Source organism: Streptomyces sp. NPDC005017 (genome assembly GCF_042873115.1).
Lineage (GTDB): Bacteria > Actinomycetota > Actinomycetes > Streptomycetales > Streptomycetaceae > Streptomyces.
This window is the reverse complement of the sequence record NZ_JBIALD010000012.1, coordinates 19883-42102: the sequence shown is the minus strand read 5'-3', so window position 1 is coordinate 42102 and position 22220 is coordinate 19883. Positions and strand designations below refer to the sequence as shown.

Sequence of the window (22220 nt, the reverse complement as noted above, 5' to 3'; positions counted from 1 at the left end):
CCGCAGAGGGGTGGACGGAGCCTGCGGGAGCGTCTGTGACAGCGCTTTCCGGGCGGGCGGAGCGGTCAGGATATGCCGAGGACGAACAGCACCGCGGCCGCCGAGGAGGCGACCAGCCGCACGTGGTTCCACAGCGTCCACTCGCGCACGTACACCGGCCAGTACGCGTCCGCCTCAGGGGTGCCCGGTTCCAGTCGCAGCAAGGTGTCGTTGCGCGGCACGTTCGCCGCGACGGTCACCCCGAACGACCCGAACAGATACAGCGCGCACCCCGCCAGCAACTCGACCCTCCCCTCCCGCGGCCACTCCACGAACGTCGTCACCGCCACCACCGCACAGAGCACGGCCGACCCGACGAACACGCTCATGAACGCCGGTCTGGGCGCCGCCCTGTTGATCGCGTTCATCGCCGCCACCCCCTGCGCCGGCGGAAGCCCGGCCAGGCCCCGCATCACGAACGTCGAGAAGGCGCAGAACGCCCCCGCCACGAGCCCCGTCCCCAGGACACCCAGCACCGTCAGCCAGAAGTACACGCCCTCGATCATCACCGCACCCCGTTCCCGTCCGTGTCCCCGGTGAGCACCGGGCCGTCGTGCCTGCCGTCACCCTCAGTCAATGCCGTGAAGGCCCCGCGAGCCATGGGCGAGGGACGCGACGGCATACGCGAGCGTCCAGCGGCGCTCTTCGTCCGGGCTCGACACCCTCTCTCGCCCTCGTCCGCCCGGGCGAGCGACGACCGAGCCCGCCCGTATGGACCGGGCCTCTCCTTCTCACACCGCGTCGTCGATGCCCGCCTCCTGCCACCGGCGCAACACCGTCGCCACGGCCGGCGTGATCCGCCGGCGTGCCTCGTGCCGCGGCACGCCGTTCATCAGCAACTGGTCGTACGGTGTGTCCACATGCCGCACCGAGGCCACGACCGCCGAGGTCACCGCGCTCTCGGTCAACGCCCGCCCGGCGGCACTGCGTCCCACGCGCCCGCTGCCACGCACCGAGGCATGCCCGGCGATCTCGCGGGCGCGCTCCTCGGGGCAGCCCGGGAAGAGCCGCGATATCGCCCTGGCGAACGCCTCCGCGAAGCGCGCGTCCTCGGCCGCCCTCCGGCGCGCCTCCCTCGCCCTGCGCCGACGCCGTGCCTCCGCGTCCTCGAGGCACCTGGCCTCGGCCCGTGCGAGCGCCTCCTCCTCGACCATGACGCCCTGCCGCTCGTACCGGCTCCGGCGCCGGTTGAACCGCACCACCACCGCGGACAGCCCGCTCTCCTCCCGCGCCCTGCGCGTCAGCGCGGTGTCGCCCCGAGGCAGGAACACCAGGTGCCCGAGGTCGCAGCAGTCGAGACAGCGGGGCGCCCCCTGCTCCAGCACGAGCAGGGACAGCGGCCCACCACGGCACACCGAGCAGCGCTTCCTCTTCGGGGACTGGACGACGAGAAGTCCGGCCCCGCGCGCGTGAGTTGTGGGAACGCCCATACCCGCTTCATGCCCCTCGACCCCCTTCGATCCACTCCATGGTCAGGACCTTCCCCGTGAGGCGCCCCCACCCGTTCCCCGGCCGGTCCGGGCGCGCGGCATCATGGCCGTGTGCGACTCGAAGCGATCACCTGGGAGCGGCTAGCCGACGCCCTCGCCGACCGTCTGCTCGGCCTCGAACCGGCCGACGGCAGCCCCTGGCCGCGCGTCGCCTTCGACGGCGCCCCCGCCGCGCGGCCCGGAGACCTGGCCGAGCGCGTGTCGGACGCCCTGCGCCTGCGCGGTCGCCCCTCGCTCCTCGTGGGCGCTGAGGGCTTCCTGCGCCCCGCGTCTGTCCGGCTGGAGTACGGCCACCAGGACCTGGAGGCCTATTACGGCGGCTGGCTCGACACCAGTGCCCTCTGGCGCGAGGTGTTCGGCCCCCTCGAACCGGGCGGTGACGGGCGCGTCCTGCCCGACCTGTGGGACCCGGTCACCGACCGCGCGACCCGCACGCCCTACGTCCGACTCCCGCAGGGCGCGGCGCTGCTGCTCCACGGACCCCTCCTTCTGAAGAACTGGTTCCCCTTCGATCTGACCGTCCACGTCCTCCTCTCCTCCGGCGCCCTGGACCGCCGCACCCCCGACGTCGACCGCTGGACGCTCCCCGCCTTCGAGCGCTACACCCACGAGACCGACCCGGCCGGCGTCGCGGACGTCGTAGTGCGGGCCGACGACCCACGCCGTCCGGCGTGGAACGGCTGACGGCGCGCGACGGCGGCTCACGCCGACCGCGTCCGGTCGATCAAGGCTGCCTACACCCGCCGCCAGCGGCGCCGCTGTACTGCCGCCGCCGGAGCCATAGCCGGTGTCCAGGCCGGTTCCGGTGCTGGTCCCGGCCCTGGCGGGGCGGGGCGCCACAGGCTCCGGGTGCGGGCGTCCGACGGCGCGGAGAGAATGAAGGGCGCCGGGACTAGCGGCGCGTCCGGCGCCGCTCCGGCCGTCCGGCCCCGGGAGGTACGTTCATGACCACCGCCGGAGACATCATGCACCGCGGTGCACAGTGGATCCCCGCTCACGAGACCCTCGACCGCGCCGCGCAGCTGATGCGCGAGCTCAACGTCGGAGCCCTGCCCATCGGCGACCAGAACGACCGGCTCTGCGGCATCCTCACCGACCGCGACATCGTCGTCGGCTGTGTCGCCATGGGGCGTGACCCGGCGAAGGTGACCGCCGGTGAGATGGCCCACGGCACGCCCCGCTGGATCGACGCGGGTGCCGACCTCGGCGACGTGATCCGGGAGATGCAGGACCACCAGATCCGCAGGCTCCCCGTCATCGAGAACAAGCGTCTCGTCGGCATGATCAGCGAAGCCGACCTCGCCCGGCATCTGTCGGACGACCAGATCGCGACCTGGGTGGAACGGGTCTACGCCCAGGCCTGACCGGCCGCCCGCACCCGACTCGCACCACCCCGCCCCGTCCGGTCCTTCGTACCGGGCGGGGCGACCTTGCGCGTGGCTCCGCGCCGGAGCGCGGTCGCCGCGCTCAGAGCCAGCCGTTGCGCCGGAAGCCGCGGTAGAGCGCCGTACAGGCCACGGCTATGACGCCGAGGACCATGCCGTAGCCGTAGCGCCAGTGGAGCTCCGGCATGTGGTCGAAGTTCATGCCGTACACCCCGCAGACCATCGTCGGTACGGCGACGATGGCCGCCCACGCCGTGATCTTGCGCATGTCCTCGTTCTGCGCGACCGTCACCTGCGCGAGATGCGCCTGGAGGATCGAGTTGAGCAGTTCGTCGAACGCCGCGATCTGCTCCGTCGCCCGTATGAGGTGGTCGGAGACGTCCCGGAAGTAGGCCTGTATCTCCGGGTCGACCGCTCGCATCGGCCGGTCGGCGAGGTCCAGCAGCGGACGGCCCAGGGGGACCACGGCCCGCTTCAGCTCGAGCAGTTCCCGCTTGAGCTGGTAGATGCGGCCGGGGTCGGCACGCGCGCCGTTCTCCGCGAAGACGTCCGTCTCCACCTGGTCGATGTCCAGTTGCACCGCCTCGATGACGTTGAGGTATTCGTCGACCACATGGTCCGCCACCGCGTGCAGTACGGCGGACGGGCCCTTGGCCAGTTGGGAGGGGCTGGACTCCAGCTCCTCGCGCAGCGGTCCGAGCGAGCCGTGCCGGCCGTGCCGCACCGTGACGACGAAGTCGGAGCCGACGAAGACCATGATCTCGCCGGTGTCGACCACCTCGCTCGTGGCGGTCAACTCCTCGTGCTCCACGTAGCAGACCGTCTTGAACACGGCGAACAGTGTGTCGCCGTACCGCTCGACCTTCGGCCGCTGATGCGCCTCGATCGCGTCCTCGACGGCCAGCGGATGCAGGTCGAACAGCTCTGCCACGCCCGCGAACTCATGGTCCGTCGGCTCGTGCAGCCCCAGCCACACGAAGCCGTCGCTGCTCTTGCGCAGGCGTTTCACGATGTCGGCCAGGTCGCCTTCGAGGGTGACCCGGGTGCCGTTGTCGTAGGCGATGCAGTTGACCACGGAGGAGCCCAGGGGCGACCGTGCGGGATGGCTCAGGTCGACCCGGCGCCGCCGTCGGGCCAGACGCGCCACTCTGCGGAGACCGTCGACCGTGCCGAGGCTCGTGACCTTCCGCAGATTCCCTGCCATGGACATCGGGGCTCCTTGCGTGGTTCTTCCTGCGCCGCCTTCCCGCGCCTTGTCGCGCCAGTTTGCCAGGAAGCAACCGGGAGCGGGTGAGGCTGTGGGTAGCACGGATTCCGCTTGGTTCCCACCTGTGGACGACGGGTGAGGAGGGGAAGGGGCCGGTGGGGGAGGGGCAACGGGCGTGTACCCCGCATGGTCCTGTTCGTGCCGGACGCATCGCTGCCGGAGGCCGGCATGCGGACGCGGTGGTGGACATCCGGCCCTCCCCGAGCGTCGCCACAGTCCGACAACCCGGACAACTGGGATGATCGTGGCATGACGCAAACCGATGGACATCTGCTCGACGGCCTCGGTCATCGCGACCACCGCCCACAACCCGCCCCCCAGCCCGAGCAGCCGGCCGAACTTCTCGGTCACCTCGCCCCGCGCGACTCCCAGGAGCCGCGTGCGACCGACCCCGACCCCCGGCGGGACGAGCTCGCGCGCCGACGGGCCGAGGTGGCGGAGTGGCGCGCGGCCTTCGCCGCTCTGTTCGACCCCGTGACGTTCCGGCACTTCGAAGGGTTCGGCGTCGGTCCCGGCTGGCGCTGCTGGGAGAGCGGCGCGTCCGGCCCGAGCGTCGTCTCGTGGCTCGCCAAGAAGGTCGGCCCCACCGGCAAGGTCATGGCGACCGCCACCGACCTCTCCTGGTCCGACTCCCCGGCCCGGCCGCCGGTCGAGCTGCGGGTGCACGACGTGGCCGCGCAGGAGCCGCCGGGGGAGAGGTTCGACCTGATCCACGCCCGGCTCGTGCTCGGCCGGGTGCCCGATCGGGAACGTGCGTTGCGTTCCATGGTCGAAGCGCTGCGGCCCGGCGGACGCCTGCTGGTGGAGGACACCGACGCCACCCTGCAACCGCTGCTGTGCCCCGACGAGTCCGGCCCGGAGCAGCAGTTGGCGAACCGGCTGCGGCAGGGCGTGCGTTCCCTGCTGGCCCACCACGGGGTCGACCTCGCCCACGGCCGCACCCTGCCGCGTCTGCTGCGCGAGGCCGGCCTGCGCCAGGTGGAGGCCGACGCCAGTTTCCCCGTCACCTCGCCGGCCTGCGCGGCACTCGAATCGGCGACGATCCGTCAGGTCCGCGGCCGGCTCGTGGCCCTGAACCTCGCCACCGACGCCGACATCGACCGCCATCTGTCCCACATCTCCACCGGCGAGATGGATCTGGCCGCACCCACGCTCATCTCGGCCTGGGGCCGCAAGGCATAGCCGACCCGGCAGACCCGCTCCCCCACCCTCGGCGGGCGGACCGTGGCGGCGGCGCACACTACGGCGACCACGTACCCGCGCCCCATCCGCGCACGGCGGGCCCGCCCGCACCCCGACCGACGCCGACCACCACACCTCCGTGCCGGTCCGGTCTGCCTGACACACCGGACCCACGCCGGGCACCGCACGGCCCGGCCCCGGAGCCGGCCCGGCCTACTCCCGCCCCTCGGTCCCCGTACGCCCGGGCGGCCGGCCCCCTATCCGCTCTACCGCCGCAGCCCCCGCCCGTGCCCCCTCCGCCGCGGCCTCCTCGGGCTCGGCGCCCCTGAGCAGCGCGGCGAGGAACCCACCGGTGAAGGCGTCGCCCGCGCCGGTGGTGTCGCGAGGCGTCGCGGGTACGGCGGGAACGCGGGCGCGTACGACGCCCGACCGCGCCACCACCGCACCGGCCGCGCCCTGTTTGGCGACGACCAGCGGGACGCTGCGGCTCAGCTCGGCCGCAGCGTCCCGGGCGTCCGCCAGACCGGTCAGCAGGCACGCCTCGTCCCGGCTGGGCAGCAGGACGTCCACTCCCTCGACGAGGGCGAGGAAACGGTCCACGCCCAGGCCCTTCAGAAACCCCGACGAGGCCGGATCGAGGCTCACCGGCACCCCACGCGCGCGGGCCGCCCCGACCGCCCTGGTCACGAGGGCCCGGCTCGGCTCGGAGAACAGCAGGTACCCCGACAGATGCAGCCACGCGACACCGTCCAGCAGCGAGTCCCGCCAGTCCTCGGGACCGAGCCGCAGGGAGGCGCCGCTGTCGGTGAGGAACGTGCGCTCCGCGGACGCCTCGGCGTCCACCAGGCACACCACGGTCCCGGTCGGCTCCGTCGGATCGACGACGAGGAGCGGCCGTACGCCGTAGGCCTCCAGCTCCCCCTCGTGCCAGGCCGCGGAGTCCGCGCCGACCCGCCCCAGCATCCGCACGTCCGGGCACCCCCGGTGCGCGGCCCAGCAGGCCACGTTGGCGCCCGCGCCGCCCGGCACCAGGCTGATCGCCGCCGCCGTGTCGGTGCCCGCGTCGAGCGGGCCGCGATGCCGGGCGACGACGTCCGTGATCACGTCCCCCGCCACCAGCAGCGCCCCGCCCAGGGCCCCGGTCACTCCCCGGCCCAGGCCGCCGCGATCCGCGCGGCCAGACGCACATTGCCGCGCACCGCCGCGAGATTGGCGCTCAGCGAGGCGCCGTCGGTGTGCCGGACGAGATGGTCGAGCAGGAACGGGGTGACCGCCTGGCCGCTGATCCCCTCCGCCTCGCACGCACGCAAGGCGTCGGCGAGCACCCGCGCGTGCAGCTCCGGGTCGAGCTGCTCCGCCTCCGGCACCGGGTTGGCGACGATCAGCGCCGACTCGGCCGCGCCGAGCGCGTCCTGCGCCCGCATCACCCCCGCGACCTGCCCGGGACTGTCCAGCCGCCACTCCACCGGATGTCCCGAGTCGGACAGATAGAAGCCGGGGAAGCGGTCCGTGCCGTATCCGGCCACGGCGACGCCGAGCGTCTCCAGCCGCTGCAAGGTCGCCGGCACGTCCAGGATCGACTTCACCCCCGCGCACACCACCGTGATCCGGGTACGCGCCAGCAGGCCCAGGTCGGCCGACTCGTCCTGAGTCACCGTCCACTCCCGGTGCACACCGCCGAGCCCGCCCGTCGCGAACACCCGCACCCCGGCCAGGGCCGCCAGCGCCGAGGTCGCCGACACGGTCGTCGCGCCGCTCGCCCCGGACGCCACGGCCAGCGGCAGGTCGCGCTGGCCCAGCTTGCGGATGCCGTCCTCGTTCGCGACGCGTTCCAACTGCTGCTTGTCCAGGCCGACCAGGGGCCGGCCGTCCAGGACCGCGATCGTCGCCGGTACGGCTCCCTCGCGCCGGACGGCGGCCTCCAGCTCCAGCGCCACCTCGAGATTGCGCGGGCGCGGCAGCCCGTGCGCGATGATCGTGGATTCCAGAGCCACCACCGGGCGACGCGTCTCGACCGCTTCCCGCACCTCTTCGGACACCACCAGCACGCGCCTGCCTCCTGTCTGTCGGGTCTCCCCTCATCTCTGGCGGGCGGCGCTGCCGGTCAAACCCTCACGATCAAGAGGCTCGGGCCGTCCGCCTCAGAACAGCGGCTCGGGCAGCACACCCTCCAGGGCGAGCAGCTTGCGTTTCGTCTCCAGGCCCCCGCCGAACCCGCCGATGCCGCCGTCGCTCTCCACGACCCGGTGGCAGGGCACCACCACCGGCAGCGGGTTGGACCCCATCGCGACCCCCACGGCCTGCGCCGCGCCCGGCTGGCCGACGCGCCGGGCGAGGTCGCCGTAGCCGACGACCGCCCCGTACGGGACACCGGCGGCCAGCTCGCGCAGCACCTGCCGGTTGAAGCCGGAGATCAGCGACCAGTCCAACGGCAGCTCGAAACCGTGGCGCCGACCGGAGAAGTAGGCCTCGACCTGGGATATCGCCTCGGTCAGCAGCGGGGAACCGGCGTCCTCCACCGGGTCGGTGCCCAGGCGCGATCTCAGCCGCTCCAGCGCCCTGTCACGCACCGGATCGGTGGCGTGGAAGACGACGTTGACCAGGCCCTCGCGGGTCGCCGCGAGGAGCAGCGGACCGATGTCGGTGCCGACGACGGCCCACACGACCTGCTGCTCGCCCTGCCCATGGCTGTTCATGCGACCACCGTACGGCCCGCCACTGACAACGTCCGGTGATCAGGCGTTCTGGCGGCCGGCGGCACCGGACAGGAGGCCGGCGGCAGCGGGCAGGTCGGTGGCATCGGGCAGGCGGGCCGTATCGGGCACGCCGGCGGCCGGTCCGTGCTGCCGCCGGTGCCGCCCGCGCCGGGCGGCACTCCTCGCGGTCGCGGACGGGGCGCGTGTGACAGCGCAGGGCCACCGACGGGCGAGCGCGACGGGCGCTGATGGCAAAGGGGGCGTCTCCGGTCGCTCACCGGGGCCGCACAAGTGGGGCGAGCTCGTGTTTCTTTACCGGAAAATCGTTCGAGCGTTCCGGTGGAGGTCATACTCTCTGCACTCGACCCTGACCGCCCGAGCGGTTTCGGGAGGGGCGGTATCAGGGCGTTGCGGGACGCACAGGGCGGAAGGGCAACCGCGCATGCAGGGCACGGTCGACGGATTCAGCTACGGGCTGGTCACCCCGGTGGTGGCCTATCTGATGGCCTGCCTCGGCGGTGCCCTCGGTCTGCGCTGCACCACAAGATCGATGCTGGTCGAGTCCTGGCGCCCCGGATGGCTCGCCCTGGGCTCCGCCGCCATCGGCTCCGGCATATGGACGATGCACTTCATCGCCATGATGGGCTTCACCGTCGACGAGGTCCCGGTCCACTACGACCGGCCCACCACGTACGCCAGCCTCGGCGTCGCCATCGTCATGGTGGGGGTCGGGATCTTCATCGTCGGCTACAAGGGCGCCCGCGGCGCGGCCCTGTTCACCGGCGGCACGATCACAGGGCTCGGCGTCGCCTCCATGCACTACCTGGGGATGGCCGGACTGCGCCTCGACGGAAAGCTCCAGTACAACACCCTCACCGTCGCCGCGTCGGTCGTGATCGCCATGGCCGCCGCCACCGCCGCCCTGTGGGCCGCGGGACAGGTGCGCGGTTTCGCCTGGAGCGTCGGCGCGAGCCTCGTCATGGGCCTGGCCGTCAGCGGCATGCACTACACGGGCATGGCCTCGCTCAGCGTCCACCTGCACGGAACGGCCGACCCGTCCGCCGGCGACTCGCCCGCCGCCCTGCTCGCCCCGATGCTGATCGGCCCCCTGGCCTTCCTGGGCCTCGCCGGAGTCGTCGTGCTGTTCGACCCCCTGATCGTCACCGGCAGACCGGACCGGCCCCGCGCGGAACCGAAGCCCGGCGTGCCCGCCCACGCCCCCGCCGTACCCGCCTCCGCGCGCCGCCTCACCCGGGGCGCACGGGCCCCGCAGAACCGGTAGCCGGCCCCGTTGTCAGTGGCGGGTCGTACGGTGGATCCCATGCGGCCCGTTTCCCACATCGAACGCACGGTGGCGCCCATTGAGGTCGTCAGCCCCTACCAGCCCAACGGCGACCAGCCGACGGCCATCGCCGACCTGGCCAAGCGCATCGAGGCCGGTGAGAAGGACGTCGTCCTGCTGGGCGCGACCGGCACCGGCAAGTCCGCCACCACCGCGTGGATGATCGAGAAGCTCCAGCGCCCCACCCTGGTGATGGCGCCGAACAAGACGCTGGCCGCCCAGCTGGCGAACGAGTTCCGCGAGCTGCTCCCGAACAACGCGGTCGAATACTTCGTCTCGTACTACGACTACTACCAGCCCGAGGCCTACGTCCCGCAGTCGGACACCTACATCGAGAAGGACTCCTCGATCAACGAGGAGGTCGAGCGCCTGCGGCACTCCGCGACCAACTCGCTGCTCACCCGCCGCGACGTCGTGGTGGTCGCCTCGGTGTCCTGCATCTACGGCCTCGGTACGCCCCAGGAGTACGTCGACCGCATGGTCCCGCTCCGCGTGGGCGACGAGCTCGACCGCGACGAGCTGCTGCGCCGCTTCGTGGACATCCAGTACACGCGCAACGACATGGCGTTCACCCGGGGCACCTTCCGGGTGCGCGGCGACACCATCGAGATCTTCCCGGTCTACGAGGAGCTCGCCGTGCGCATCGAGATGTTCGGCGACGAGATCGAGGCCCTGTCCACCCTGCACCCGCTCACCGGCGAGATCATCAGCGACGACCAGCAGCTGTACGTCTTCCCGGCCTCGCACTACGTCGCCGGCCCCGAGCGCATGGAGCGGGCCGTCAACGACATCGAGAAGGAGCTCGGCGAGCGCCTCTCCGAGCTGGAGAAACAGGGCAAGCTCCTGGAGGCCCAGCGCCTGCGGATGCGCACCAGCTACGACATCGAGATGCTCCGCCAGATCGGCACCTGCTCCGGCGTGGAGAACTACTCGATGCACTTCGACGGCCGCGAGCCGGGTTCTCCGCCGAACACCCTGCTGGACTACTTCCCGGACGACTTCCTGCTCGTCATCGACGAGTCCCATGTGACGGTGCCGCAGATCGGCGCCATGTACGAGGGCGACGCCTCACGCAAGCGGACCCTCGTCGAGCACGGCTTCCGGCTGCCCTCGGCCCTGGACAACCGCCCCCTGAAGTGGGAGGAGTTCCAGGAGCGCATCGACCAGACCGTGTACCTGTCGGCGACGCCCGGCACCTACGAGATGTCCCGCTCGGACGGTGTCGTCGAGCAGATCATCCGCCCGACCGGTCTGGTCGACCCCGAGGTCGTCGTCAAGCCCACCGAGGGGCAGATCGACGACCTGGTGCACGAGATCCGCGGCCGGGTCGAGAAGGACGAGCGCGTCCTCGTCACCACGCTCACCAAGAAGATGGCCGAGGACCTCACCGCCTACTTCCTGGAACTGGGCATCCAGGTGCGCTACCTGCACAGCGACGTCGACACCCTGCGCCGCGTCGAGCTGCTGCGCGAGCTGCGCAGCGGCGAGTACGACGTGCTGGTCGGCATCAACCTGCTGCGCGAGGGCCTCGACCTGCCCGAGGTGTCCCTGGTGGCGATCCTCGACGCCGACAAGGAGGGCTTCCTGCGCTCGGGCACCTCGCTGATCCAGACCATCGGCCGCGCGGCGCGCAATGTCTCCGGCCAGGTCCACATGTACGCCGACAAGATCACCCCGGCGATGGAGAAGGCCATCGACGAGACCAACCGCCGCCGGGAGAAGCAGATCGCCTACAACAAGGCGAACGGCATCGACCCGCAGCCGCTGCGCAAGAAGATCAACGACATCGTCGCGCAGATCGCCCGCGAGGACGTCGACACCGAGCAGCTGCTCGGCACGGGCTACCGGGCCAAGAAGGACGGCCGGGGCACCAAGGCGCCGGTGCCCTCCCTCGGCGACAAGGCGGCCAAGGGCACCAAGCCGGCCAAGTCCGCCAAGGGCAAGGCGAAGGAGACCGTGCCGACGGACCGGCCCGCCGCGGAACTCACCGAGCAGATCGAGGAACTGACCGCGCGGATGCGTGCCGCCGCGGCCGACCTCCAGTTCGAGATCGCGGCACGCCTGCGGGACGAGGTGTCCGAGATGAAGAAGGAACTGCGCCAGATGAAGGAGGCGGGCCTCGCCTGACGGGCCCCTCGGGGCGCCGCCCGTCACTCGGGTCGGCGACCGAGCAGCCTTGGCGTCCGTGCTGTGTTGCAAGACCGACACAAAGTACGGTCCCGGGTTCGGCAGCGCAGGTGCGCGTGCGTAGGGTTTCGGTCAGCCGCGTACTTCGCGGCAACAGGGGAAGTTCGAGAGGGGAATCAGCGCGTGACCGTCAACATGACCAAGGGTCAGGCCATCAGTCTGCAGAAGAACGACGGCGGCAGCCTGAGCGCGGTGCGCATGGGTCTCGGCTGGCAGGCGGCGCCCCGCCGTGGCCTGTTCGGCTCGCGTACCCGCGAGATCGACCTCGACGCCTCCGCGGTCCTGTTCGCCGACAAGCAGCCGGTCGACGTCGTCTTCTTCCGCCACCTGGTGAGCGACGACGGCTCCGTACGCCACACCGGTGACAACCTCGTCGGTGGCGTCGGCCAGGGCGGCGACGACGAGGCCATCCTCGTCGACCTCCAGCGCGTCCCGGTCCACATCGACCAGATCGTCTTCACCGTGAACTCCTTCACGGGCCAGACGTTCCAGGAGGTGCAGAACGCGTTCTGCCGTCTCGTCGACGAGAGCAACGGCCAGGAGCTGGCCCGCTACACCCTCGCCGGCGGCGGCGCCTACACCGCCCAGATCATGGCCAAGGTGCACCGCACCGGCGGCGGCTGGACGATGACGGCCCTGGGCTCGGCGGCCAACGGCCGCACCTTCCAGGACCTGATGCCGGCCATCCTGCCGGTTCTGTAAGACCCGCGCGGCGAGCGGAACACGACACCATCACGAGCGACACAGGGGGACGAAGGCGATGACGGCCGAGCTGGTGCGGGGGCAGAACCACCCGCTCTCCCAGACCCGACTAGAGATCCGGGTCTCGGCCGGCAAGCCGATCGTGGCCGGGGCCACCCTCAGCGACGAGCACGGCACCGTGCACGGCGTCGAGTGGGTGGCCCACCCCGGCGCGCCCACGCTGCCGGGCCTGGAGGTCTCCCGGCAGGCGGCCGCCGACCACCGTCTGGCGGTCGACCTGGACGCCATGCCGGACAGCGTGCACCGGATCAGTGTTCTGCTCGCCCTGCCGACGGGTGTCGGAGGCCCGGCCAGCTTCGGCGCCGTGGCCGCCCCCTTCGTCGCCGTCACCGGCCTCGACGGCACCGAGGTCGCCAGCTACACCATCACCGGCCTCGAGGCCGAGTCCTCCGTCGTCGCCCTGGAGCTGTACCGCCGACAGGGCGCGTGGAAGGTGCGCGCCATCGGCCAGGGGTACGCGGGCGGCCTCGCCGAACTCCTCGCCGACCAGGGTCTGGCCGAGGCGCAGCAGCTCGCGAGCGGGATCAACGAGGCCGTGACGCAGGGCATGGCCCGGTCCGTCGCCGCGCCCCCGCCGCGCACCGCGGACGCCGACCGCTCCCGGCAGACCGCCTCCCCCGCGGTGGGCCCCGACCAGAGCGGCTCCTCGTACGGCGGGACGAGCCCGCAGACCGGGGCGTCGTACGGCGGCGCGAGCCCGCAGACGGGCCAGGCGCCCCTGCCCAGCACGCCGCAGACGGGGCAGACGCCGCTGCCGGACACCCCGCAGCCGACCAGTTTCACCGGCGGGCCGGACTCCGCCGACTCCTCCTCCGTCACCCAGTCCGCCGCGCCCGGCTCCGGCGGCCCCGTCGACTACAGCCATCCCCGCAGGCGGAACGCGGCTCCGCCGCCGCCCCCGCCGGCCGCGCCCCCGGCCCGGCCGGGGCAGCCCGCGACGCCGGTGGCGGGCGACGCGAGCGGCTGGTCGATGGACGAGCGGCTGTACAACCAGGTGTGGGGCATGTTCGAGGACCTCGCCCGCACCGCGGCGTCCTACCGCAGCGCCGTCGACTTCGCCGACTCCCGTATGGAGAAGGAACTCGACCAGGTGCTGTCCGACCCGCGCGCCCGGATCGGCGGGCAGGGCGACGCCGCGCGGGAGGCCGCACAGACCAAGCGCGCCCAGCTGATCGACCAGGCACGGCAGTCCCTGGAGCGGGACGTCGCACAGCTGACCGCCGAGGCGGACGTCGTCGAGCCCGCGCTGCCGGCCCCCTACGCCCGCTGGGACAACCCGGTCTGGCACGCCTATCGGGTCCCGATGGAGATGCCGATGGCGGTGCGCCTGGGCGAGCTCCATCTGCCCGAGTGCGCCGAGCTGCGCATCCCGATGCTGGTCCGGCTGCCGCTGGAGCGCGGCCTGTGGATCGACAGCGGGCGCACGGGATCGACGGACGGTACCTTCACGGACTCCCACGACCGGCGGCGGCTCGGCATGGAGACGGCCGTGGCGCATGCCGCGCGGCTGCTCGCGGTCCATCCGGCGGGCGAGTTCACCGTCCATGTCATCGACCCCGCGGGCTCGGGCGCCCAGGCGCTCGCTCCGCTCGTGCAGACCGGTGTGCTGGCGACCCCGCCCGCGCACGGCGCCGCCGGGGTCACCGAGGTGCTGGCCCGGCTGACCCAGCGGGTGGACCTGGTGCAGATGGCCGTGCGCGGCGGTGCGTCCGACGCGCTTCCGCCCGGGTTCGACACCTCGCAGCAACTGCTGATGGTCAACGACTTCCCGCACGGCTTCGACGACCGGGCCGTCAACCAGCTGCGCTATCTCGCGGACGAGGGCCCGGCCGTGGGCGTCCATCTGATGATGGTCGCCGACCGTGAGGACGCCTCGGCCTACGGCCCGTTGCTGGACCCGCTGTGGCGTTCGCTGCTGCGATTGACCCCGGTCGCCGACGACCACCTCGCCGACCCCTGGGTGGGGCACTGCTGGACCTACGAGCCCCCGCTCGTGCCGCCGGGCAGTCAGGTCCTCCCTCAGGTGCTCACCCAGGTCGCCGCGGCCCGGCGCGACCTGAACCGCTGATTGACCAAGCACGAGTAAAGGCGCGCTGAGCAGCGCATTTACCCTTCCCTTTACCTCTCTCTTTACCTTTCCTTGGTGATTGGGGTACTCTCTTCCGCACGGAGGGGAGTACTCCCTGCCAACTGCGGCGACCCCGTCAATACGGATCAGGCCAGATCCCGGGGCGTCGGCCCGAGCCCGCACGGTGCTCCCGGGTGGAAGAGACCTCCGGCAGCGACGACGCTGACTGACTTGTTTGCCGTTACGTACTGCCGGAGGCGCAGTGGATGTTTCCGTGACCCTGTGGGTCCTGACAATCGTGGGTCTCGCGGCCCTTATCGCGGTCGATTTCTTCATCGGCCGCAAACCCCATGACGTGTCCGTCAAGGAAGCCGGATTCTGGACGGTCGTCTGGATCGTCCTGGCCGGCCTCTTCGGTGTCGGTCTTCTGGTCTTCGGCGGCGGCCAGCCGGCCGGCGAGTTCTTCGCGGGCTACATCACCGAGAAGTCGCTCAGCGTCGACAACCTCTTCGTCTTCGTCCTGATCATGGCGAAGTTCGCGGTGCCCTCGCAGTACCAGCAGCGGGTGCTGCTGGTCGGTGTCCTCATAGCCCTGGTCCTGCGCGCGATCTTCATCGCCGCCGGAGCCGCGATCATCGCCAGCTTCGCGTGGGTGTTCTACCTCTTCGGAGCCTTCCTCATCTGGACGGCCTGGAAGCTCATCCAGGAGGCCCGTGCCGAGGAGAACGACGAGGAGTACGAGGAGAGCAAGCTGCTGAAGGCGGCCGAGCGCAAGTTCGGTGTCGCCGACCGCTACCACGGCACCAAGCTGTGGATCCGGCAGAACGGCAAGCGCGTCATGACCCCGATGCTGGTCGTGATGCTCGCCATCGGCACCACCGACGTCCTGTTCGCGCTCGACTCGATCCCCGCGATCTTCGGTCTCACGCAGGACCCGTACATCGTCTTCACCGCCAACGCGTTCGCCCTGATGGGTCTACGGCAGCTGTACTTCCTCATCGGCGGCCTGCTGAAGAAGCTGGTCCACCTGTCGTACGGCCTGTCGATCATCCTGGGCTTCATCGGCGTCAAACTCGTGCTGCACGCCCTGCACGAGTCCGGCGTCCACGTCCCGGAGATCAGCATCCCCGTCTCGCTCGGGGTGATCTGCTCCGTCCTGATCGTCACCACCGTCACCAGCCTGATGGCGACGAGGAAGCAGGCGGCGGCCGAGGCGGCGCACGCCGAGGACGAAGGCGCTGCGAAGGACAGCGTCGAGGCCTGACCGCGTCAGGCGTACGAAGAACCAGCACCGGGAGGGAGCCGTGTCGCGTTGCCGAGCGCCCTTCCCGGTGTTTGTTTGGGTGCCGTGCGTGTTCCCGGACCCGGGGACGCCGTGACCGTCTGGAGGCACCCATGAAGTTCGTACAGATCATCGACTTCGAGACCGAGCGCCTGGACGAGATGGAACAGCTGCTCGAAGAGGCCGCGCGGCACAGGGGTGACAAGAAGGGCGGCCCGACCCGTCGGATGCTCCTGAAGGACCGCGATAACGCGCACCGCCACTACCTCCTAGTCGAGTTCGACTCGTACGAGGAGGCCATGCGCAACAGCGACGACCCCGAGACCACCGAACTCGCCGAACAAATGGGTGCGCTCGCCTCCAACCGCCGCTTCGTCAACTGCGACCTGCTGGACGCGCGCGACCTCGGGTGAAGACGCCCACAGCGGGCCGCGCACACCGCCGCGTCCCGCGGACGGCCACCCCATCCGGCCGGAAATGCGGGGCCCGTCCACCTCTGGGAGGATCACCGCATGATCGCCAGGCTCCGGTCGCTCGTCACTCTCTGGACGTCGCTCGTGCCGGTGCTCGCGGTGGTCCTCCTGGTCTTCACCTGGGGCCGTGATCTGCCCGGCGCGGTCGTGGCGGTGGTGACCGTGGTCCTGGCCGGTGCCGTACTGGCGGCCGTCCACCACGCCGAAGTGGTGGCCCACCGCGTCGGCGAACCCTTCGGCTCGCTGGTGCTGGCCGTCGCCGTGACGATCATCGAGGTGGCCCTCATCGTCACCCTGATGGCCGACGGCGGCGACAAGAGCGCCACTCTGGCCAGAGACACCGTCTTCGCCGCCGTGATGATCACCTGCAACGGCATCGTCGGCGTCTGTCTGCTGGTGTCCTCGCTGCGCCACGGCACCGCCGTGTTCAACTCCGAGGGCACGGGCGCCGCCCTGGCGACCGTCGCGACGCTGGCCACGCTCAGCCTGGTGCTGCCGACCTTCACCACGAGCAAACCCGGCCCCGAGTTCTCCACCGTCCAACTGACCTTCGCCGCGCTGTCGTCGCTGATCCTCTACGGACTGTTCGTGGCGACCCAGACCGTACGCCATCGTGACTACTTCCTGCCGATCACCCGCCAGGGCGAGGTGATCACTGCCGAGGACCACGCCTCCGCGCCCTCCTCCCGCACCGCGCTGATCAGCCTCGGGCTGCTCGGCCTGGCCCTGGTCGGAGTGGTCGGGCTCGCCAAGGGTGTGTCACCGACCATCGAGGACGGGGTGGAGGCCGCCGGGCTGCACCAGGCAGTCGTGGGCGTGATCATCGCGATGCTGGTGCTGCTGCCCGAGACCATCGCCGCACTGCGCTCCGCCCGACGGGACCGCGTCCAGACCAGCCTCAACCTCGCCCTCGGCTCCGCCATGGCCAGCATCGGCCTGACCATCCCTGCGGTCGCGCTGGCCACGCTCTGGCTGTCCGGCCCGCTCGTCCTCGGCCTCAGCGCCATCCACATGGTGCTGCTGACCCTGACCATCGTGGTGGGCTCGCTGACGGTCGTACCGGGCCGGGCGACACCGCTGCAGGGCGGCGTGCACCTGGTGATCTTCGCGGCGTACCTGGAGCTGGCGGTCAACCCGTAGGCCGGTGATCAACCCCTACGTCGACGATCAGCCTGTAGGCCGAGGACCACCCGTAGAAACGCGCGACGGCTCCGGCCCACGGCGTCTCAGCCCGCCGCTGCCTCCGCGCGCACCGCCTTCACCCGCGCCGGCCGCGTCTCGGGCAGCAGCGCGAAGCAGCCCAGGCTGAGCAGCGCGACGGCCGTCAGATACGCGGCCACGCCCCACGGCACCCGCCCGCCCTGCTCGGCCAGGGCCGTGGCCACGATCGGGGTGAGGGCACCGCCGAGCACCCCGCCGAGGTTGTAACCGACCGCCGCGCCCGTGCACCGCACCCGGGGTTCGTACAGCTCCGGCAGATACGCCGCGACGATCGCGAACATCGTGACGAACGCCAGCAACGCGCCCAGGATCCCGGCGAACATCAGCAACGGCTCCCCGGTCGACAGCAGCGCGACCATCGGGAACATCCACACGGTGGCCGCCGAGCAGCCGGCCAGGCACATCGGCCGCCGCCCGTACCGGTCGCCCAGCAGGGCCGCCACCGGCGTCAGCGCCCCCTTCACCACCACCGCGGCCATGATGCAGGCCAGCATGACGGTACGGCTCACACCGAGCCGCTCGGTGGCGTATGCGAGGGACCAGGTCGTCACGGCGTAGAAGATCGCGTACCCCACGGCCAGACCGCCCGCCGTCAGCAGGACGAGCCTCCAGTGGCCGCGCACCACCTCGGCGAATGGCACGCGCGCGTGGTCGTCGAGCTCGAGGAAGCCGGGGCTCTCGGCGAGCGAGGAGCGCAGCCACAGACCCACCACGGCCAGCACCCCGGCGGCCCAGAAGGGCACCCGCCAGCCCCACTGCGCGAACTGCGCCTCGGACAGCGAGGCCGCAAGCACCAGCGTCACACCGTTGGCCAGCACGAAACCCACCGCAGGGCCCACCTGCGGGAAGCTCGACCACAGCCCACGCCGCTCGGCCGGGGCGTGCTCGGCCGTCAGCAGCACCGCGCCGCCCCACTCCCCGCCGAGCCCCAGACCCTGGAGAAAGCGCAGCACCAGCAGCAGGACGGGGGCGGCCACACCGATGCTGTCGTACGTCGGCACGCAGCCGACCGCGACGGTCGACGCGCCGGTCAGCAGCAGCGAGGCGACGAGGACCGGCCGTCTGCCGCGCCGGTCCCCGATGTGCCCGAACAGCACCGACCCGAGAGGCCGTGCCACGAAGCCCACGCCGAACGTCCCGAACGCGGCCAGCGTCCCCGCGACCGGGGAGAAGGTCGGGAAGAACAGCGGGCCGAGGACGAGCGCCGCGGCCGTGCCGTAGACGAAGAAGTCGTAGAACTCGATGGCCGTCCCGGCGAGCGAGGCGGTGGCGAGCCGCAGCATGCTGGGCGCCCTCACAGTGCGTACGTCGTGCATGCCGCGTCAACTACCCACGGTGACGACGGGTTACGGGGGCGCACGGAAGTGCGGTGTGAGCCTCAGTAGGTGACGGTGATGCGCCGGGCGGGCCCGTCGACACGGATCAGACCGCCGTAGGGAAGCACGAGTTGCGGATCGGTGTGCCCGAAGTCCACGTCGAAGACGATGGGAGTGTTGGGCGCATACACCCGCATGACACTCTGGACGGCCTCGCGCTGCTCGTCGGCGTAACGCGCGCCCTCCTCGGGAGTGTTGGGGCGCTCGAAGGACCAGGTCTTGGCGCGGCCCATCAGAAGGGCGGAGAAGCGCCGCAACAGACCGCGCTCGCCCATGTTGCGCATGATGCGGAAGACTTCTGTGGCGCTCGGCAGTTCCTCCGTGGTCTCCAGGAGGAGGACACCGCCGTCGTACTGGCCGAGGTCGGGCGCGATCTCCCGGTCCGCCATCAGCAGCCAGGCCAGGATCTCCAGACAGCCGCCCCAGCTGCGGCCCTCCACCACCCGGTCGGCGTTCACCCAGGTCCAGCCGGAACCGGGACGCAGCTCCGGCTCGGACTCGAAGGTCTCCGGGTCCGCCCAGTCTCCGTTGACGTCGCCCCAGCGCTCGGCCGGCCTCAACTCGTAGGCGCCCGAGGTGAACAGCGCCGCGCGCAGCGAGTCCGCGGTCAGCGGATGCATGGCGCCCGGGCGGCCGAGGGCGGTCATCACGGTCGCGCCGTGGTACCCGACGATGCCGGTGTTGTACAGGTAGGCCAGCAGGTTGGTGTTGTCGCTCATCCCGAAGAACGGCTTCGGGTTCGCCCGGATCAACTCCCGGTCCAGCAGCGGCAGCACGGTGATCTGGTCGTCACCGCCGATCGACGCCATGACAGCCTTGACGTCCGGGTCGGCGAACGCGGCGTGGATGTCGTCGGCCCGCTCCCGGGGCGTGGAACCCATCCTCCGGGTCGAGGGGTACTCGACCGGCTCGAGCCCGAACTCCTTCCGCAGCCGCTCCAGGCCGAGTTCGTGCGGCCGGGGGAACAGTCCCGGAAGCCCCGAGGCCGGGGAGATGACGGCTATACGGTCGCCCGGAACGGGCTTCGGCGGATACGAGGGCCTGATCATGGCGAGATGCTACGGGCGGCCTCGGGCCCTGCGCACCGTGATAAACCGGGTCCGACGAGCGGTCCCCGGCGGGCCGCGCCACCCGAACGGACCGGAGGAAGCCGTGCCCCGCACCCTGGCCAACGCCCCGATCATGATCCTCAACGGGCCCAACCTCAACCTGCTCGGCCAGCGCCAGCCGGAGATCTACGGCTCCGACACGCTCGCCGACGTCGAAGCGCTGTGCGCCAAGGCGGCGGGCGCGCACGGCGGCACGGTGGACCTCCGTCAGTCCAACCACGAGGGTGAACTGGTCGACTGGATCCACGAGGCCCGCCTCAACCACTGCGGCATCGTCATCAACCCCGGCGCCTACTCGCACACCTCGGTCGCGATCCTGGACGCCCTCAACACCTGCGACGGCATGCCGGTGCTGGAGGTGCACATCTCCAACATCCATCAGCGCGAGACGTTCCGGCACCACTCCTACGTCTCGCTGCGCGCCGACGGCGTCATCGCGGGCTGCGGTGTACAGGGGTATGTGTTCGGCGTGGAGCGGGTCGTGGCGCTGGTGGGGGCGGCACAGGCCCAGGCGTGAGGCTTCCGCGGCCCGCGCGGGGCGCCCGCCCGGGCCGCCGGCCGAGGGCGGGGATCGACGGGCCGGCGGCCCCTTCCCGGCGGGAGCCGTCGTTCCCGCGCGGGGCTGCTCCCAGTTGACCGCCGGATCGCGGGTGCCGGGAGCGCGCGCACGGCGCCGGAGTGTGCGCGTGGTTCACACGGGGCGCGCAACGCACGCCACGCGCTGCCCCCGTCGCAAACACCGCACGCCACGTGCCGTATCCACGCGTTGCCCTCGTCGCCCACCGCACGCCACGTGCCGTCCCCCGCGCTGCCCGCGGCGCTCACCAGCCGCGCGCGTGCCATTGCGGCAGCTGCGGGCGCTCGGCGCCGAGCGTGGTGTCGTTGCCGTGTCCCGGGTAGACCCAGGTCTCGTCGGGGAGCGCGGCGAAGATCTTCGTCTCCACGTCGTGGATGAGGCTCGCGAACGCCTCGGGATTCTGGTGGGTGTTCCCCACACCACCGGGGAACAGACAGTCCCCCGTGAACACATGGGGATGCCCGTGCGGGTCGTCGTAGACGAGGGCGATCGAACCGGGGGTGTGCCCGACGAGGTGGCGCGCGGTCAGTTCCACGCGTCCCACGCGGATGATGTCGCCGTCGTCGACCAGCACGTCGGTCGGCACGGGGATGCCCTCGGCGTCGTCCCGGCCGGCGTAGGTGCGCGCGCCGGTCGCCTCGACGACGTCGGCGAGCGCCTGCCAGTGGTCCCCGTGCTGATGGGTGGTGACGACGGACGTGATGCCGTCGTCACCGATCATGCCGAGCAGCGTGCCCGCCTCGCTGGCCGCGTCGATCAGCAGCTGCTCGTCCGTGGCCCGGCAGCGCAGCAGATAGGAGTTGTTGTCCATCGGGCCGACCGCGATCTTGGTGATCATCAGGTCCTTGAGCTCGTGCACATCCGCCGGGCCGCCGACCGTCACCTGTCCGCTGTACGTCATGGCGGCAGCCTATCGCCGGGAGCCCGGCCGGGCCGCCGGAGACGGGGCCGGTCCGGAACCGCTGGAGAACGGCTCGGGCCGACCCGCCGGTGCGGCCTCGCGGGCGACAGGACTGCCGAAGAACGCCCTGGAGGAACGCCCTAGAGGGGCGGCAGCTTCGGCAGCGTGCCGCCTTCCACCGACAGGGACCCGCCGTCGCGGCGTCCGGCGAGCCAGCCGACGAGGTCGGCGCCGCTGCCCGTGACGGTGACCTCGGGGTCGCCCGCGCGGCCGGTGCTCCACGCGCGCGTGCCGTCGCTCAGCCGGGTCGGCGACACGTCGGGGTGCCCGGAGAAGCGCTCGGCGAGGAAGCCGATCTCCCGCTCCGTGAACTCGGCGGGCAGATCCTCCAGCTCGTAGCCGATCCCGAGGTCGACGTGGTGCAGCTCGATCTCGACCCACCGCCGGAAGACCACACGGGCCGCCGAGTCGGTCACTCCGTTGCGCAGCTCCACCGTGCGCGACCAGTCGCCCGGCGCCTCGGTCGCGGCCCGGAACCGTGCGGCGCTCTCGCGCACGTCCTCGGTCTGCTCGTCCAGCGGGCGCGGGGCGTCGCGCTCGATGTCGGAGTCGCGGGCCTCGGCCGAGGCGTACATGGGGCGGCCCTCGAAGACGTTCACCAGGGCGTCCGCGTTGCGGGCGACGTGGGCGAGCACATGGCCGCGGCTCCAGCCGGGCAGGCGTGACGGTTCCCTCACCGCGGCGTTGTCCATCTTGGCGACCGCGATGAGCAGCCGTTCCGTCGCGTTCTGTAGACAGGCCAGGTCATGAACGTGATCAATCATGGTGCTGACCCTAGCCCCCGCCACTCCTTCGGGTGAAGG

The 22220-nt window shown here is 71.6% G+C and carries 21 protein-coding genes; 11 read left to right on the top strand and 10 right to left on the bottom strand.

All coding sequences use genetic code 11. The features are described from left to right. Positions 1-65: 65 nt before the first annotated feature. Together ACFYR0_RS19625 and ACFYR0_RS19620 are read right to left on the bottom strand one after the other, a co-directional pair. Positions 66-545 (bottom strand): DUF1772 domain-containing protein, encoded by a 480-nt coding sequence (locus tag ACFYR0_RS19625; protein WP_389329253.1) that lies wholly within the window; start codon positions 543-545, stop codon positions 66-68. Positions 546-770: 225 nt separating this feature from the next. Continuing rightward, positions 771-1469 carry a DUF2293 domain-containing protein gene (locus ACFYR0_RS19620; RefSeq protein WP_389329251.1) on the bottom strand — a complete coding sequence of 233 codons (699 nt, stop codon included), beginning with the start codon at positions 1467-1469 and terminating at the stop codon, positions 771-773. A gap of 111 nt (positions 1470-1580) precedes the next feature. On the opposite strand from ACFYR0_RS19620, the gene ACFYR0_RS19615 reads away from it, so the two are divergent. Both ACFYR0_RS19615 and ACFYR0_RS19610 read left to right on the top strand, forming a co-directional pair. After that, entirely contained in the window at positions 1581-2213 is a 633-nt protein-coding gene (locus ACFYR0_RS19615; protein WP_389329248.1) for a uridine kinase, read from the top strand. A gap of 260 nt (positions 2214-2473) precedes the next feature. Then, the gene (locus tag ACFYR0_RS19610; protein ID WP_386386324.1) at positions 2474-2893 is read left to right on the top strand and encodes a CBS domain-containing protein; all 420 of its coding nucleotides are present in this window, start codon (positions 2474-2476) and stop codon (positions 2891-2893) included. Between the two features lie 103 nt (positions 2894-2996). Here ACFYR0_RS19610 and corA read toward each other — a convergent pair whose 3' ends face one another. Further along, positions 2997-4124, bottom strand: coding sequence for a magnesium/cobalt transporter CorA (corA, locus tag ACFYR0_RS19605; RefSeq protein ID WP_389329245.1), 1128 nt, complete (start codon positions 4122-4124; stop codon positions 2997-2999). A gap of 306 nt (positions 4125-4430) precedes the next feature. Here corA and ACFYR0_RS19600 point away from each other — a divergent pair, with 306 nt between their 5' ends. Then, positions 4431-5363 carry a methyltransferase domain-containing protein gene (locus tag ACFYR0_RS19600; protein ID WP_389329242.1) on the top strand — a complete coding sequence of 311 codons (933 nt, stop codon included), beginning with the start codon at positions 4431-4433 and terminating at the stop codon, positions 5361-5363. Between the two features lie 213 nt (positions 5364-5576). Here the strand turns inward: ACFYR0_RS19600 and ACFYR0_RS19595 are convergent, their stop codons facing one another. From ACFYR0_RS19595 to ACFYR0_RS19585, 3 genes are all read right to left on the bottom strand, one after another. Further along, positions 5577-6509 (bottom strand): carbohydrate kinase family protein, encoded by a 933-nt coding sequence (locus ACFYR0_RS19595; protein WP_389329239.1) that lies wholly within the window; start codon positions 6507-6509, stop codon positions 5577-5579. Further along, complete coding sequence (locus ACFYR0_RS19590) at positions 6506-7411, bottom strand: pseudouridine-5'-phosphate glycosidase (RefSeq protein WP_389329236.1); 906 nt, start codon at positions 7409-7411, stop codon at positions 6506-6508. Before ACFYR0_RS19590 ends, ACFYR0_RS19595 begins: the two co-directional genes overlap by 4 nt. A 93-nt stretch (positions 7412-7504) precedes the next feature. Next, positions 7505-8059 (bottom strand): methylated-DNA--[protein]-cysteine S-methyltransferase, encoded by a 555-nt coding sequence (locus tag ACFYR0_RS19585; protein WP_389329233.1) that lies wholly within the window; start codon positions 8057-8059, stop codon positions 7505-7507. Between the two features lie 442 nt (positions 8060-8501). Between ACFYR0_RS19585 and ACFYR0_RS19580 the strand changes: the two genes are divergently transcribed. The 7 genes from ACFYR0_RS19580 (at position 8502) to ACFYR0_RS19550 (ending at position 17313) form a co-directional block, all read left to right on the top strand. After that, positions 8502-9341, top strand: a complete 840-nt coding sequence (locus ACFYR0_RS19580; RefSeq protein ID WP_389329230.1) for an MHYT domain-containing protein — start codon at positions 8502-8504, stop codon at positions 9339-9341. 39 nt (positions 9342-9380) lie between these two features. After that, positions 9381-11528 (top strand): excinuclease ABC subunit UvrB, encoded by a 2148-nt coding sequence (gene uvrB, locus ACFYR0_RS19575; protein WP_389329226.1) that lies wholly within the window; start codon positions 9381-9383, stop codon positions 11526-11528. A 183-nt stretch (positions 11529-11711) separates the two neighbouring features. Further along, positions 11712-12290: a TerD family protein gene (locus ACFYR0_RS19570; protein WP_386386309.1), complete on the top strand. Its 579-nt coding sequence runs from the start codon at positions 11712-11714 to the stop codon at positions 12288-12290. 58 nt (positions 12291-12348) lie between these two features. Further along, positions 12349-14418, top strand: a complete 2070-nt coding sequence (locus ACFYR0_RS19565) for a TerD family protein (RefSeq protein WP_389329222.1) — start codon at positions 12349-12351, stop codon at positions 14416-14418. 262 nt (positions 14419-14680) lie between these two features. Continuing rightward, positions 14681-15682: a TerC/Alx family metal homeostasis membrane protein gene (locus ACFYR0_RS19560; RefSeq protein ID WP_389329219.1), complete on the top strand. Its 1002-nt coding sequence runs from the start codon at positions 14681-14683 to the stop codon at positions 15680-15682. Positions 15683-15813: 131 nt separating this feature from the next. Next, positions 15814-16113: a hypothetical protein gene (locus ACFYR0_RS19555; RefSeq protein ID WP_389329216.1), complete on the top strand. Its 300-nt coding sequence runs from the start codon at positions 15814-15816 to the stop codon at positions 16111-16113. A 99-nt stretch (positions 16114-16212) separates the two neighbouring features. Next, the gene (locus tag ACFYR0_RS19550; protein WP_389329213.1) at positions 16213-17313 is read left to right on the top strand and encodes a calcium:proton antiporter; all 1101 of its coding nucleotides are present in this window, start codon (positions 16213-16215) and stop codon (positions 17311-17313) included. A gap of 86 nt (positions 17314-17399) precedes the next feature. Here the strand turns inward: ACFYR0_RS19550 and ACFYR0_RS19545 are convergent, their stop codons facing one another. Together ACFYR0_RS19545 and ACFYR0_RS19540 are read right to left on the bottom strand one after the other, a co-directional pair. Further along, positions 17400-18710, bottom strand: coding sequence for an MFS transporter (locus ACFYR0_RS19545; protein ID WP_389329210.1), 1311 nt, complete (start codon positions 18708-18710; stop codon positions 17400-17402). A 62-nt stretch (positions 18711-18772) separates the two neighbouring features. After that, complete coding sequence (locus ACFYR0_RS19540) at positions 18773-19819, bottom strand: S66 peptidase family protein (RefSeq protein ID WP_389329207.1); 1047 nt, start codon at positions 19817-19819, stop codon at positions 18773-18775. A gap of 103 nt (positions 19820-19922) precedes the next feature. Here ACFYR0_RS19540 and aroQ point away from each other — a divergent pair, with 103 nt between their 5' ends. Further along, complete coding sequence (gene aroQ, locus ACFYR0_RS19535; protein ID WP_389329204.1) at positions 19923-20396, top strand: type II 3-dehydroquinate dehydratase; 474 nt, start codon at positions 19923-19925, stop codon at positions 20394-20396. Between the two features lie 304 nt (positions 20397-20700). On the opposite strand, the gene ACFYR0_RS19530 is transcribed toward aroQ, so the two are convergent. Next, positions 20701-21357, bottom strand: a complete 657-nt coding sequence (locus ACFYR0_RS19530) for an MBL fold metallo-hydrolase (protein WP_389329201.1) — start codon at positions 21355-21357, stop codon at positions 20701-20703. A gap of 140 nt (positions 21358-21497) precedes the next feature. Further along, a complete protein-coding gene (locus ACFYR0_RS19525) occupies positions 21498-22181 on the bottom strand; it encodes a maleylpyruvate isomerase family mycothiol-dependent enzyme (RefSeq protein WP_389329198.1) in 684 nt (227 codons plus the stop codon). Positions 22182-22220: the final 39 nt, after the last annotated feature.

Excerpts from the sequence above, each read along its gene's own strand:
- ACFYR0_RS19625 (WP_389329253.1), bottom strand. The coding sequence starts at position 545 with ATGATCGAGGGCGTGTACTTCTGGCTGACGGTGCTGGGTGTCCTGGGG.
- ACFYR0_RS19620 (WP_389329251.1), bottom strand. The coding sequence starts at position 1,469 with ATGGGCGTTCCCACAACTCACGCGCGCGGGGCCGGACTTCTCGTCGTC.
- ACFYR0_RS19610 (WP_386386324.1), top strand. The coding sequence starts at position 2,474 with ATGACCACCGCCGGAGACATCATGCACCGCGGTGCACAGTGGATCCCC.
- corA (WP_389329245.1), bottom strand. The coding sequence starts at position 4,124 with ATGTCCATGGCAGGGAATCTGCGGAAGGTCACGAGCCTCGGCACGGTC.
- ACFYR0_RS19600 (WP_389329242.1), top strand. The coding sequence starts at position 4,431 with ATGACGCAAACCGATGGACATCTGCTCGACGGCCTCGGTCATCGCGAC.
- ACFYR0_RS19585 (WP_389329233.1), bottom strand. The coding sequence starts at position 8,059 with ATGAACAGCCATGGGCAGGGCGAGCAGCAGGTCGTGTGGGCCGTCGTC.
- ACFYR0_RS19580 (WP_389329230.1), top strand. The coding sequence starts at position 8,502 with ATGCAGGGCACGGTCGACGGATTCAGCTACGGGCTGGTCACCCCGGTG.
- uvrB (WP_389329226.1), top strand. The coding sequence starts at position 9,381 with ATGCGGCCCGTTTCCCACATCGAACGCACGGTGGCGCCCATTGAGGTC.
- ACFYR0_RS19565 (WP_389329222.1), top strand. The coding sequence starts at position 12,349 with ATGACGGCCGAGCTGGTGCGGGGGCAGAACCACCCGCTCTCCCAGACC.
- ACFYR0_RS19555 (WP_389329216.1), top strand. The coding sequence starts at position 15,814 with ATGAAGTTCGTACAGATCATCGACTTCGAGACCGAGCGCCTGGACGAG.
- ACFYR0_RS19550 (WP_389329213.1), top strand. The coding sequence starts at position 16,213 with ATGATCGCCAGGCTCCGGTCGCTCGTCACTCTCTGGACGTCGCTCGTG.
- ACFYR0_RS19545 (WP_389329210.1), bottom strand. The coding sequence starts at position 18,710 with ATGCACGACGTACGCACTGTGAGGGCGCCCAGCATGCTGCGGCTCGCC.
- ACFYR0_RS19540 (WP_389329207.1), bottom strand. The coding sequence starts at position 19,819 with ATGATCAGGCCCTCGTATCCGCCGAAGCCCGTTCCGGGCGACCGTATA.
- ACFYR0_RS19530 (WP_389329201.1), bottom strand. The coding sequence starts at position 21,357 with ATGACGTACAGCGGACAGGTGACGGTCGGCGGCCCGGCGGATGTGCAC.
- ACFYR0_RS19525 (WP_389329198.1), bottom strand. The coding sequence starts at position 22,181 with ATGATTGATCACGTTCATGACCTGGCCTGTCTACAGAACGCGACGGAA.